Origin of the sequence: Sandarakinorhabdus sp. (assembly GCF_031430775.1) — a bacterium.
In the GTDB taxonomy this organism is placed as follows: Bacteria; Pseudomonadota; Alphaproteobacteria; order Sphingomonadales; family Sphingomonadaceae; genus Sandarakinorhabdus.
Genome location: NZ_JANPCD010000195.1, coordinates 1 through 12,653, shown reverse-complemented (window position 1 = coordinate 12,653; position 12,653 = coordinate 1). Strand labels below are relative to the sequence as shown.

The following is a 12,653-nucleotide window of genomic DNA, read 5'->3' as shown; positions in this document are numbered from 1 at the left end:
CTGCAAATAAGGCCTGCGCGGCTGTTAAGCGGACCGGCGCACCCACGCAAGGGGTATAAAGATTGCTTTATATGATTTTGCGGCGGTCGGCGGCGATGCCCAGCGACAGCAGCAACAGGCCCAGCAGCCCTGGAAGCACATGGCCGGAGCGGGCAAATGGCGTCGGCGGCAGCGGCGGCGGCAGCGCGGCGGTGACCGTGCCGGCCACGCCCAGCCCGATAGTGGCGCGGACCACGCCGGCTGCATCGATGACGCCTGACACGCCGGTCGGGGTGGACCGGACGATCGGCAGCCCTTCCTCGATGGCGCGCAGCCGCGCCTGTGCCAGATGTTGCGGCGGGCCAGTCGGGCCATACCAGGCATCATTGGACACATTGGCGAGCCACGCCGGGCGGTTGCGAGGGTCGACCACCGCGCCCGGAAAGATGATTTCATAGCAGACCATCGGGCCGGTCGCCGGAAAGCCGGGCAAGCCAAGGGTCCGAGGCCCCGGACCGGCGGCAAAATCATAATTGCCCGGCACCAGCCGCGCCAGGCCGAGCCGTGCCATCAGCGCACGCGCCGGGACATATTCCCCAAGCGGCACCAGATGCGCCTTGTCATAGCGGCCAACCAGCCGCGCCATGCTGTCCATGGCAAACAGGCTGTTGGCATAGGCGACAAGCCGGCCTTCGGTGTTGGCCACCAGCCCGGTGCCGCCCGTCAGCAGCAGGTCGCCGGGGCGCAGCGCCGTGGCCAGACGGCGGCGCAGCGCCTCGTCCGGCTCCATGGGGTCGAGCACGGCCCCTTCGGGCCAGATGACGATGGCGCCGCGGCCGGGCACGGCGGGGCCAAGCCGGGCCAGCGCACGCGCCGACATGTCGATATACTGCCGCAAATGCCGATCCGCTGCTGCGGGGTCGTATTTCTCGTCCTGGCCGATATTGGGCTGCACGACGATCAGCGTCGGGCCAGGCGTGCGGGCAGGAGCGTTTTTGGCGGGGCCGGCAGTGGGTGCCAGCAAGCCGGCGAGCAGCAGGGCGCCAGCGATGCCGGTGCCGGCCAGCCGCTCGCGCCGTGTCGTGCCGGGTGCCTGCAACCAGAAGGCACCGCCGGCCAGAACCATCAGGCCCGACAGGCCGAGGCTGCCGATCAGCGCCGCCAGCCGCGCCATGTCCGCCACCGGCAGCCAGGCCGCCCCCAAAGGATTCCAGGCAAAGCCGGTCAGCACCCAGCCGCGCAACCATTCGGCCAGCATCCAGCTTGCCGCCAGCACCAGCACCATGGGCGCTCGGCGTTGTGCCCCCAGCCTTGCCGCGCCAGCAGCCAGCGCCGGATAGAGCGCGAGGAACATCGACAAGCCGGCAACCGCGACCCAGCCCATGGCCGGCGGCATTGCCGATTGGAAGGTGAAGGCCTTGGCGATCCACGACAGGCTGACGCAGAAATGCCCGACACCAAACAGCCAGCCCATGCCGGCTGCGCGCAGGGCGGTCGTGCTGGCATGCAACAGTGCCAGCAGGACGGCGATCCCCAGGGCAGCCAGCAGCCACCAATCCCATGGCGCAAACGCCAACGCCGATATGGCGCCGGCAAGAACGGCAGCAAGGGACATGCGCAAGAGCTTCACGATGTTCCGGTTAGTCATGGCTGCAGGCCGGCGCCAGCGACAATTGCATGACTGCGCCCCCTTGCCCCTGCCAGCGGGCCGGGCCACACAGGGACGATGCCGGGGTCGCCCTTTTTATGTCTGGATGACGTCAGCCTGTTGCGCGGCGAGCAACAGGTGCTGGACGGCGTATCGCTAGCGGTACCGGCGGGGCAATTTACGGCGCTGGTCGGCGCATCGGGGGCCGGCAAGACGACCCTGCTGCGGATCATCAACCGCATGAACCGGCCGGATCGCGGCACGGTTCTGCTGGACGGCACGGATATTGCCGCGATCGACCCGGTGACGCTGCGGCGCGGCATGGGGTATGCGGTGCAGGGCGCCGGCTTGTTTCCGCACTGGACCGTGGCCGAAAACATCGCGGCAGTCCCCTGGATGATGGGATGGGACAAGGCGCAGACGGCAGCGCGCGTCGATGATCTGCTCGACATGCTCGAATTGCCGCGCAGCCTTGCGGGGCGCTGGCCGGCCCAATTGTCGGGCGGGCAGGCCAGCCGCGTCGGGCTGGCGCGCGCCCTGGCGGCGCGTCCACGGCTGTTGCTGCTGGACGAACCCTTTGGCGCGCTGGACCCGGACACAAGGATGGCGCTGGGTGACCGGCTGGAGGCGCTGCACCGTGCCGAAGGGTTGACGACGCTGCTCGTCACGCATGACCTGGCCGATGCATTGTTGCGGGCCGACCGGATCGTCGTGATGGACCGGGGCCGGATTGCCGCCGATGGCAGCCCGCATGATATCGCCACCAGCGCCCATCCCGCTGTGGAAACCCTGATTGCTGCGCCGATGGACCAGGCGCGGCGGCTGGCGGCGCTATGAGCGATCCGATTGCCGCCTTGCCATCGGCCATGGCCGCGCATCTGGCCGTGAGCGCCGCTGCTTTGGGCATCGGCGTGCTTGTGGCAGCGCCGCTGGTGCTGGCGATGCCTTCGCGGCCCTGGCTGCGCAGATCGGTGATGGCGGTGGCATCGGCGGTGCAGACGGTGCCGGCGCTGGCGTTGCTGGCGCTGTTTTATCCGATGCTGTTGCTGATTGGCCAGACCACAGGGCTGAAAGTGCCGGCACTGGGGTTGTTGCCGTCGTTGCTGGCACTGACCCTGTATGCCCTGCTGCCGCTGCTGCGCGGCGGTGCCGGCGGGCTGGCGAGCGTGCCGGACATCGTGCGCGATTCGGCGCTGGCGATGGGCATGACGCGGCGTCAGGTGCTGTTCCATATCGAGCTGTCGCTGGCCGCCCCGGTGGTGATGGGCGGACTTCGGACAGCCGCAGTGTGGACGATCGGCGCCGCGACGCTGGCGACAATGGTGGGCCAGAAAAGCCTGGGCGATCTCATCTTTGCCGGGTTGCAGTTGCAGGACTGGCCGCTGGTGCTGACGGGCTGCATCGCGTCTGCCGGGCTGGCGCTGACGGTCGATGCGGCGCTGGGCTGGTGCCAGCAAGGCATGTCGGAGCGGCGATGGGCGCCAGCGGCGCGCGGGATCGTACTGATCGGCGTGCTCGTTGCCGGTGTCGCCGGCTGGTGGTGGCACACCCGGCCCACCGAGACCGCCCGGCCCGTTGCCATCGGCGTCAAGACGTTTTCCGAACAGTTCATCCTTGCCGAGCTGGTTGCCGACAGGCTGCGGGCCGACAGGATTCCGGTCAGCGTGCGCACAGGCCTGGGGTCCGGCATCGCCTTTCGCAGCCTGGCTTCGGGGGGTATCGACATTGCCATCGATTATTCGGGCACGCTGTGGACGCAAGCATTGGGGCGCAGCGATATCGTGCCGCGCGCGGTCATGCTGCCGGTCCTGACGCGCGAACTCAAGCGCCGGTACGGGGTTACGGTCGCGGCGCGGCTGGGGTTCGAGAATGCCTATGCGCTGGCGATGAAGCGCAGCGAGGCCGAGCGGCTCGGCATCCGCAGCATCAGCGATCTTGTCGCCAGCGGGCGGAGCCTGCGCCTCGCCACCGACCTGGAATTCCAGCAGCGCGTGGAATGGGCCGCGCTGCAAAAAGCCTATGGGCTGCGTTTTTCCGGCATAAACGCCTATACGCCAGTGCTGATGATGGCGGCGCTGAACGACGGTTCGGCCGAAGTCGTCACGGCCTATTCCAGCGATGGCACCATTGCCGGGTCCGACCTGGTTCTGCTGACCGATGATCGCGGCGCCTTGCCGGCCTATGATGCGCTTTTGCTGGTGGCGCCGGGGCGCGATGATCTGGCGGCGAAGCTGAAGCTGTTCGAAGGGCGCATTCCGGTCGAGGCGATGCGGCAGGCCAATTGGCAGGCCGATCGACAAACCGACAAGAAGTCACCCGAGGAGGCCGCAGCCTGGCTGGCGGCGCGCATCGGAATCACAAGGGACACACCATGATCAAGGCCGTGATTTTCGATTTCGGCGGGGTCATCACGTCGTCGCCGTTCGAGGCATTTGCCCGTTACGAAACCGCGCACGGCTTGCCGGTTGGCTTGATCCGCACGGTCAATGCCACCAACCCCGACAGCAACGCCTGGGCCTTGCTCGAACGTGCAGAAATCGGCCTGGCCGGCTTTGATGCGATGTTCCTTTCGGAATCGACCGCGCTTGGCCATCCGGTGCCGGGCCGTGATGTGCTGCCGCTGCTGGCCGGGGATGTCAGGCCGGGCATGGTCGCGGCGCTGAAGGCCTGCAAGCGCATGTTCAAGGCGGGCTGCATCACCAACAACGTCGCCAGCGATGACGACATCGGCTGGGGCAGCAGCGTCCATGACATATTGGCGCTGTTCGACCATGTCATCGAATCGTCCAAGGCCGGGCTTCGCAAGCCCGATCCGCGCATCTACCTGATGATGTGCGCGGCGCTGGGTGTGGCGCCGGACGACTGTGTCTATCTCGATGACCTTGGCATCAACTGCAAACCGGCTGCCGCGCTTGGCATGACCGCCATCAAGGTGACCGGCGAGGCACAGGCGCTTGCCGACTTGTCGGCGGCAACGGGCCTGGACCTGCTGGCAGCAATCGGGGCCTGAACCCTACCAGCCAACCGGATCCGCAAAGGCGCTGCCCTGCCGCATGATCTGGACCGCGATGGCATATTTGTGCACCTCGGTCGGGCCATCATAAAGCCGGAAGCCGCGCATATCGCGGAAGATCATCTCCACCACCGTCTCGCTGGTGACGCCGATGCCGCCCAGAATCTGCACGCAGCGATCGGCAACCTTGAACAGGTCTTCGGAGATGCTGGCCTTGACGATGGAGCTTTCGTGCCGGCAGCGGACGTCGTTGTCGAGCAGCCAGGCGACATGACGGATGGCCAGCCGCGCCTGATGCATGGCGATTTCATTGTCGGCGATCATGAAGTTGACGCCCTGATGCTCGATCAGCGCCTTGCCAAACGCCGTACGCGTCCGGGCATGGGCAATGGCGATATCCTGGCAGCGTGCGGCCGCGCCCAGCCAGCGCATGCAATGGGTAAGGCGCGCCGGCGCCAGCCGCATCTGGGCATAGCGCAGCGCCGAGCCGACCTCGCCGAGCACCTGCGTCGGCCCAAGCCGCAGTCCGGCAAAGCGCACGACGGCATGGCCTTCGACATAGTTGCGGTCCATGGAATCCATGACGCGCTCGATCTGGATTCCCGGGGTGTCGCCTTCGCACAGGAACAGCGTCGGGCCATGGGCGCCATGGGGATTTTCAGGCACATTGGCCATGATGATCCAGGTTTTCGCGCCATTGGCACCGGTGATGAGCCATTTCAGGCCATTGATTTCATAGTCGTTGCCGTTGAACACGGCGGTGGTGGACAGTTGCGACGGGTCGCTGCCGGCGCCGCCCGGCTCGGTCATGGCGAACACCGATCGCCGATGCCCAAGCACCATAGGCGCCAGGAACTGCGCGATCTGGTCTGGCCGGGCGATGCGGCCCAGAATGTACATATTGCCTTCGTCGGGCGCCGCGCAGTTCATGGCGACGGGGCCAAGCGTCGACCAGCCGGCGGCTTCGAACACGGCAGCCTGCGTGGCATGGTCGAACCCCATGCCGCCGAGGTCCACGGGTGCCTGCGGCGTCAGCAGGCCTTCGGCGCGGGCCAGCGCCACCAGTTCATCGCGCAAACTGTCGCTCGGCCCATGCTGGGTCAGCCGCGGGTCGCGCTCGAACGGCACAATTTTATCGATAACGAACTGGCGGACGCGCCGGGCCAAGGCCTGGGTTTCGGGGGAAAGCGTAAAATCGGTCACATCAGGCCCTTTTCAAATGTGTCACGTCCATGGCCCAGAATCGCGGCGGCCAGGCTCTCGAACCCCGCATAGCGCGTTCCGCTGACCTCACCGCGCTGCCATTTGCGATAAAGCTGCATCCAGGCCGTTGCCAGCCGCAGCCGCGCCAGTCCCAGCGGCCAGACCAGCCCACCGGGGTCACGCCCGGCGATGGCGGTATAGCGCGCGGCAATCGCAGACCGGTCCGGCATGCCCGGCAGCAGCGATGGCACGGCGCCCAGCATTTGCACGGCCATAGGATCGCCGGGCTCCACCCAATAGGACAGCAGAATTGCCAGGTCGAACGCGCGCGGCCCGCGCGTCGCCATGTCCCAATCGATCATCGCATGCGGCTGGAGCGTCACGTGATCGACGAGCAGGTTGTCTGGCTTGAGGTCCATGTGCAACAGTACGGCTTCGTCATTGTCCGCCGGCAGGCCGCGTACCAGCGCGGCGATCAGCGCCCGGGCATCGTGCGGCATCCCGTCTGGCCAGGTCGCCTCGGCCCGCGCTGTCCAGCCCTTGAGCTGCCGCGCCCAGAACCCCTGCGGCTTGCCGAGATCGCCAAGACCGATGGCAGCCGGATCGAGCGCGTGCAGTGCCGCCATGGCGGTCAGCGTGGCTTCGACGAGTGGTTGGCCGTTCGCGACACCTTCTGGCAAATCGCCGCCAATCGCCACGCCGGGTCGGCGTTCCAGGATCAGGAACGGTGTGCCCAGCACATCGGCGTCGGCGCAAAAGGCCAGGCAACGCGGCGCCAGCGCGAAATGCGGCGCCAGCGCGGTCAATACGCGGGCCTCGCGCCCCATGTCGCTGGCGCCGGCCGCCAGCACGCCGGGGGGCGGACGGCGCAGCACGGCCAGACCGCTCGTCAATACGATTGCTTCGTTGCGATTGGCGATGCCGCCGCCCAGCCGCTCCAGCCCGGAATGCGGCGCCAGCATCAGGCCGGCGCCGGGCAGCCAGCGTGCCAATCGTTCAAGCGTGTCGTTCACAGCGCTCGCATCATGATGCAGCGCCGCGCCGGATCAAGGCCTGATGCCGCTTCGCGCGCCGGCAGCGCCGCCAGCCAGTCGGGCAGGCCGTCCTTGCCGACTTCGGCAAAGCCCTGCCGCGCATAAAATGGCCCGTTCCATTCCAGAAACCGGTCGGTTGTCAGGCTGAGCCGTTCGCACCCCAATGCCGGCGCTGCCGCAACTGCTGCTGCCAGCATTGCTCGGCCCAGCCCGCGGCCCTGCGCCGGGCGGGAAACCGACAATTCAAGAATATGCAGCCATTCCGCTATCGCCTCGGCAAGCAGGAAACCCTGTAGCTGACCGTCATCCGCCACCCACAGGCAACCGGCGTGCATCGCGCTTTCCAGAGCGTCGGCCGGCGTCGTGCCATGGTCCATCACAAAGGCCATGGCCGTGCCGGCAAAACGCGTCGCCGCTGATGTTTCGACGGCGGCCAGCGCGGCAAGATCATCGGGGTGGGCACGGCGAATCATTGTGGTGGTGCGCTATCACGGCGATTGTCGGCTGGCCATTGCGCCGCGCGCGGCACCCGGCATAGTCTGCTGCGGTGACGACAGAGCCCCCGACCCTGGTTTCCGCGCGGCTGCGGCTACGGCCCCACCGTCTCGATGATTTCGAATCGATCGTGCAGCAATGGTCTGACCCGGCCGTTGTTGCCCATTTCGGCGGCCGGCCGTTCAGCCGGGAAGACAGCTGGAACAGGCTGTTGCGCTATGCGGGCCATTGGCAGTTGCTCGGTTTCGGCATCTGGGCGGTGACGCGCGCGGACGGTGACAGGCACATCGGCGATGTCGGCTTTCTGGATGGCCAGCGCACCGGCGTGCCGGCCTTGGGCGGCCCGGAAGCAGCCTGGAGCTTTCAGTCCGCTGTGCACGGCCAAGGCCTTGCCGGCGAAGCGGTTGCCTGTGCCCTTGCCTGGGGCGAGCAGCGGTTTGCGCGCATCACCGCCATGATCAATCCCGCCAACGCGCCTTCCATCGCGCTCGCGCGCCGCGCCGGATTTTCGCTTTACGGCAGCGCGTTCTACAAGGCCGCGCCGGTCGGGCTTTGGCAGCGGGTCAGAACCGCGCCCTGACCGTGAACCGTGCCGCGCGCGGCCCGCCCGTCGAGATATTGTTGTCGGTGTGGGCGGTGGGGAAATAGCCGGTATTGAAGATATTCTCGACATTGACCTGCGCATCGAGGTTTTCGGTCAGCCGCACGAACAGCGCGCCATCGAGGCGGGTATAGGCCGGCTTGACAACGCTGTTGCTGATGCCGGCAAAGCTCTTGCCCTGATGGACGATGCCGATACCGGCGCCCAGCCGGTCCGATACGTCGTAACGGTTCCACAGGCTGGCCTGGAATTCCGGCACCAGCGGCACATGGCGACCGGCGGGCGCGTTCACCGTCGTGGTGCGGATGCGCGCCTCCTGCAGCGCCAGTCCGCCCTGAACTTGCCAGTGATCGGTGATCTTGCCGTCAAGCGAAAGCTCGATGCCCCGGCTGCGCTGGGTGCCGGTCAGCACGGTCTGCCCGGCCACCGGGCCGGGCGCGCGCGTGTTGTCACGAGTCAACTGATAGACGGCGATGCTGGCATTCAGTGCCGGCGTGATGTCCCATTTTGCGCCGATTTCGATATTTTCAAAACGTTCCGGCTCAAGCGCGGCCAGAGTGGGATCAAGATTGGTGAACTGGTCGCCGGATTGCGGCAGATAGGAACGGCTGTAGCTGGCATAGATCGACGCGGACGAGGCGGGCTTGAGCACCAGCCCGAGGCGCGGCGACCAGAGATTGTCGGTGCGTGCAAAGCGCGTGGCCGTCAGCCTGTTGTCCACCGTCAGGGTAAAGCGGTCGTAGCGCAGCCCGGCGAGGATCTGGACATGGTCGCCGATGTTGATCTGGTCCTGGATGAAGCCGGCGGCGATGTCGGCGCGGCCGCGATTGTCGCGGGCGCCGCTGCCCAGGCCGGAACGGAAGAACACCGGCGGTGTCACGAACGGGTCGGCAAGGCCGACATTGATGCGCGCCGTATTGATGACCGGGTCAAAGAACCCGTTGATCCGCTGGGTGTCGCTGGTCTGGCGGCCGAATTCCACGCCGCCGAGCACGACATGGTCGATGCTGCCTGTCGAAACCTTCCAGACGATGTCGGTCTGGCTGAACAGGTTCTGGCGCTGGATATCGTCGCGATAGGCCTCGATGGCGACCTGGCTTGCTGCATTCACCGCCGAGACGACAAAGACATTGCTGTAGGTCTTGTCGTAATCGGCAAAGCGGGTGCGGTGGCGAATGGTGACATTTTCGCCCAGGTCGTAGTTCGCCGCCAGCGTGAGGGCATCGACATTGTACAGGCTGTTGTTGATCACGGCGTCGCCAAAGAATGTGTCACGAAAGCCGGTGACGGGCCGCCCGGCGACGGACGGTACGCCGCGGTCGGCCGTTCGGTCGTCGCGGGCATGTTCATAGCCCAGCACCAATGTGCCGCGCGTCCCCAGCGCAAAGGCCAGCGTCGGGTTCACGGCCCAGCGGTCGAGGCGATAGGTGTCGCGGTGGTTGAAGCCGGTTTCGGTAAAGGCGTTCAGCCGCGCCGTCACGCCGCCGCCCAGCGGCTGGTTGATATCGCCGCCCATCCGCCATCCGCCCCAGGTATCGACAGACGCGTCGCCAGCGTAAAAGGCCGTGTCGCCGGGGGTCTTGGTGACTCGGTTGACAACACCGCCGCCGCCGCCACGCCCGAAAGTCATTGCATTGGAACCCTTGAGGATTTCCAGCCGTTCGATGTTATAGAAGTCGCGGAAGACCTGCACGTCATCGCGCACGCCATCGACGAAGAAATCGGCCGTGCTGTTGTTGCCGCGCAGCACGATCTGGTCGCGGTTGCCTTCGCCCTGCGCGCCGACCGCGCCCGGCACATAACGCAGCGCGTCCTGCACGCTCAGCAGCGCCTGGTCGTCCAACCGCTGCCGCGTCAGCACGTTGATCGCCTGCGGCACATCGAGCAGCGGGGTATCGGTTCGGGTGGCCGTTCCCGTCGATTTGACCTGATAACCGGCATCGCGCGTGGCGGTCACCGTGATCAGGCCGTCGGCCTCCAGCATTTCCTCGGCCAACGCTGATTGGCTGACGCCCATGAGGGCAATGACAAGAATGGAGCGGATACGCATCAGAACACCTGCGAATGATTATCAATCGCCGTTCTTATTGCGAATGATTTGCATCAGCACAAGTGCGAATCTGTCGCAGTGGAACAAAAAACCTCCGCTTGCAGCGCCCATCCGGCGCGCGCGCCGACATCACGGCTCAATCCGGACGATTGAGCCGGCCGGTCACCAGCGCATCGACCACGCCCGGGTCCGCCAGGGTGCTCGTGTCCCCCAGCGCGCCAAAGTCATTCTCGGCGATTTTGCGCAGGATGCGCCGCATGATCTTGCCGCTGCGTGTCTTGGGCAGGGCCGGGGTGATGTGGAGATGGTCCGGCACGGCGATGCCGCCGATTTCGCGGCGCACGGTCTGCCTCAGCTCAGCCAGGAGCGCGTCATCGGACACGATGCCGGCGTTGAGCGTGACATAGGCATAGATGCCCTGTCCCTTGATATCATGCGGAAATCCGACAACAGCGGCTTCGGCGACATGCGGGTGCGCGACCAGTGCCGATTCGACTTCGGCAGTGCCCATCCGGTGCCCCGACACGTTGATGACGTCATCTACCCTGCCGGTAATCCACCAATAGCCATCGGCATCCTGCCGGGCGCCATCGCCGGTGAAATATTTGCCGCGATAGGCGGTGAAATAGGTCTGGGTGAACCGTTCATGGTCGCCATATACTGTGCGCGCCTGGCCGGGCCATGACCGCAGCAAGACCAGATTGCCGCTGATTTCCTCGCCTTGGGCGCGAGCGATCACGGTCCCTTCGGTATCCACCAGTGCCGGCTCGACCCCATAAAAGGGCATGGCCGCCGATCCGGGCTTGAGCGGTGTTGCGCCGGGCAGCGGTGTCATCATCGCGCCGCCGGTTTCGGTTTGCCACCAGGTGTCGACAATGGGCAGCGCGCCCTTGCCGACAACGCGGTGATACCAGTTCCAGGCTTCGGGATTGATCGGCTCCCCCACCGTGCCGAGCAGCCGCAGCGACGACAGGTCATGCTTTTCCACCGGCGCGTCGCCGTCGCGCATGACGGCGCGCAGCGCGGTGGGCGCGGTGTAGAAAATGTTGACCTTGTGCTTGGCGATCACCTGCCAGAAACGGTCGCTGGCCGGCCAGCTTGGCACGCCTTCGAACATCAGCACCCTGGCCCCGGCGCTCAGCGGGCCATAGACGATATAGCTGTGTCCCGTGACCCAGCCGACATCGGCGGTGCACCAGAAGAGTTCGCCCGGGGCATAATCGAACACCGTCTCGAACGTCAGGTTCGCCCAAAGCAGGTAGCCGCCGGTCGTGTGAAGCACGCCCTTGGGTTTGCCGGTCGAACCGGAGGTGTAGAGGATGAACAACGGGTCTTCCGCGTTCATTGGCTCGGGCGTGCAGGTCACCGGCAGCTGCGGGCGCAGGTCATGCCACCAATGGTCGCGCTCAGGATGCATGGTCACCTTGCCGCCGGTGTGGCGGATGACCAGCACCGCTTCCACCTCGGGGTGTTTCTCCAGCGCAGCGTCGACCATGGCTTTCAGGGTAACGGCCTTGCCGGCGCGGCGGCCTTCGTCGGCGGTGATGATGAAACGGCTTTGTGCGTCATCCAGCCGGCCGGCAATGGCCTCGGCCGAAAAGCCGCCGAAGATGACGCTGTGGACGGCGCCGATACGCGCACAGGCCAGCATTGCCATCGCCGCTTCGGGGATCATCGGCATGTAGATGGTGACGCAGTCACCCTTTTCGACGCCCAGCGCCACCAGCGCATTGGCCATGCGGCAGGTCTCGTCGGTCAGCTCGCCGTAGCTGATGGTGCGGCCGGGCGTGGCCGGGTCGTCGGCCTCCCAGACGATGGCGATCGCATCCCGGTCGTGCCGGTCGAGGCAGTTGGCCGCCGCGTTGAGCACGCCGTCCTCGAACCAGCGGATATCGACGGGATCCCAGGACCAGTTGCCCATGAGTGTCGGCGGCTTCAGCCAGTCCAGCCGGTCGATCTGGCTGCGCCAGAAGCCATCCGGGTCCGATAGGCTCATGGCATGGCGTGCCTGATATTGTGCGGCCGTGGTGCGGGTATGGGCCAGGGCGGCTGGCGTGACGGGATGGACAGTGTCGGACATGGTTTCCCCAGTTTCCGGCCCGGCGCTCGGGCGCCAAAGGTGATGGCCCACTCTATCAACCACAGTCTCGCAGGGGAACCATGGGCAGGCCGCACGCGTTATTTGAATTCGGGCCACATGGTCCGTGGCCCCAATATTGGAATCGATCATGGCAGAAGACACCCCCCGGCCCGATGGCCGCCTTCCCCCCGCCCGCAGCGGCACGTCCGGTTGGTTGATCGGCGTACTCGTGCTGGTCGGCATCGTCGTCGCCGCCTTTGCCTTTGGTCTGGTTGATATCGACCAGACGCGCACCACCAAGCTGCCGGACGTCAACGTCTCGGCCAAGGGTGGCCAGACCCCGTCGTTCGACGTCGATACCGCCAAGATCGATGTCGGCACCAAGGAAGAAACCATCAAGGTGCCGACCGTGGATGTCGAGCCGGTGGGCGATCCCGAGAGCAGCAAATAGCACGCGGGCCGCTGCGGGCTTGATCTGATGGCATCCCTCGCCCAATGGCGAGGGATGCCCCAGAGTCCTGCATCGGCTTTTCCAGCCTCTGCTTTGATG

General features: G+C 66.1%; 11 protein-coding genes. 5 read left to right on the top strand and 6 right to left on the bottom strand.

Annotated features, from left to right (window positions below; all coding sequences use genetic code 11):
• Positions 1 to 67 precede the first annotated feature (67 nt).
• Entirely contained in the window at positions 68 to 1,627 is a 1,560-nt protein-coding gene (gene lnt / locus RMQ73_RS12340; RefSeq protein ID WP_310498555.1) for an apolipoprotein N-acyltransferase, read from the bottom strand.
• 78 nt (positions 1,628 to 1,705) lie between these two features.
• Between lnt and RMQ73_RS12335 the strand changes: the two genes are divergently transcribed.
• Genes RMQ73_RS12335 through RMQ73_RS12325 form a run of 3 tightly spaced genes read left to right on the top strand, consistent with a single transcriptional unit; the run spans position 1,706 to position 4,637 of the window.
• On the top strand, positions 1,706 to 2,464 hold the full coding sequence (locus RMQ73_RS12335) for an ATP-binding cassette domain-containing protein (RefSeq protein WP_310498554.1): 759 nt from the start codon (positions 1,706 to 1,708) through the stop codon (positions 2,462 to 2,464).
• Positions 2,461 to 4,002: an ABC transporter permease/substrate-binding protein gene (locus RMQ73_RS12330; protein WP_310498553.1), complete on the top strand. Its 1,542-nt coding sequence runs from the start codon at positions 2,461 to 2,463 to the stop codon at positions 4,000 to 4,002. The genes RMQ73_RS12335 and RMQ73_RS12330 overlap by 4 nt, the downstream gene beginning before the upstream one ends.
• The gene (locus RMQ73_RS12325; protein WP_310498551.1) at positions 3,999 to 4,637 is read left to right on the top strand and encodes an HAD-IA family hydrolase; all 639 of its coding nucleotides are present in this window, start codon (positions 3,999 to 4,001) and stop codon (positions 4,635 to 4,637) included. Before RMQ73_RS12330 ends, RMQ73_RS12325 begins: the two co-directional genes overlap by 4 nt.
• A 3-nt stretch (positions 4,638 to 4,640) precedes the next feature.
• Here RMQ73_RS12325 and RMQ73_RS12320 read toward each other — a convergent pair whose 3' ends face one another.
• From RMQ73_RS12320 to RMQ73_RS12310, 3 genes are read right to left on the bottom strand one after another with little or no spacing between them, the layout of a single operon-like run.
• Positions 4,641 to 5,843 (bottom strand): acyl-CoA dehydrogenase family protein, encoded by a 1,203-nt coding sequence (locus RMQ73_RS12320; protein WP_310498550.1) that lies wholly within the window; start codon positions 5,841 to 5,843, stop codon positions 4,641 to 4,643.
• Entirely contained in the window at positions 5,840 to 6,856 is a 1,017-nt protein-coding gene (locus tag RMQ73_RS12315) for a phosphotransferase family protein (protein WP_310498549.1), read from the bottom strand. Before RMQ73_RS12315 ends, RMQ73_RS12320 begins: the two co-directional genes overlap by 4 nt.
• The gene (locus RMQ73_RS12310; RefSeq protein ID WP_310498548.1) at positions 6,853 to 7,350 is read right to left on the bottom strand and encodes a GNAT family N-acetyltransferase; all 498 of its coding nucleotides are present in this window, start codon (positions 7,348 to 7,350) and stop codon (positions 6,853 to 6,855) included. The genes RMQ73_RS12315 and RMQ73_RS12310 overlap by 4 nt, the downstream gene beginning before the upstream one ends.
• 74 nt (positions 7,351 to 7,424) lie before the next feature.
• Here RMQ73_RS12310 and RMQ73_RS12305 point away from each other — a divergent pair, with 74 nt between their 5' ends.
• The gene (locus tag RMQ73_RS12305) at positions 7,425 to 7,952 is read left to right on the top strand and encodes a GNAT family N-acetyltransferase (protein ID WP_310498547.1); all 528 of its coding nucleotides are present in this window, start codon (positions 7,425 to 7,427) and stop codon (positions 7,950 to 7,952) included.
• On the opposite strand, the gene RMQ73_RS12300 is transcribed toward RMQ73_RS12305, so the two are convergent.
• Together RMQ73_RS12300 and acs are read right to left on the bottom strand one after the other, a co-directional pair.
• Positions 7,936 to 10,023 carry a TonB-dependent siderophore receptor gene (locus RMQ73_RS12300; RefSeq protein ID WP_310498546.1) on the bottom strand — a complete coding sequence of 696 codons (2,088 nt, stop codon included), beginning with the start codon at positions 10,021 to 10,023 and terminating at the stop codon, positions 7,936 to 7,938. The two genes, RMQ73_RS12305 and RMQ73_RS12300, sit on opposite strands and share 17 nt — an antisense overlap.
• A gap of 136 nt (positions 10,024 to 10,159) precedes the next feature.
• On the bottom strand, positions 10,160 to 12,103 hold the full coding sequence (gene acs, locus RMQ73_RS12295) for an acetate--CoA ligase (RefSeq protein ID WP_310498545.1): 1,944 nt from the start codon (positions 12,101 to 12,103) through the stop codon (positions 10,160 to 10,162).
• 148 nt (positions 12,104 to 12,251) lie between these two features.
• Between acs and RMQ73_RS12290 the strand changes: the two genes are divergently transcribed.
• Positions 12,252 to 12,554, top strand: a complete 303-nt coding sequence (locus RMQ73_RS12290) for a hypothetical protein (RefSeq protein ID WP_310498544.1) — start codon at positions 12,252 to 12,254, stop codon at positions 12,552 to 12,554.
• Positions 12,555 to 12,653: the final 99 nt, after the last annotated feature.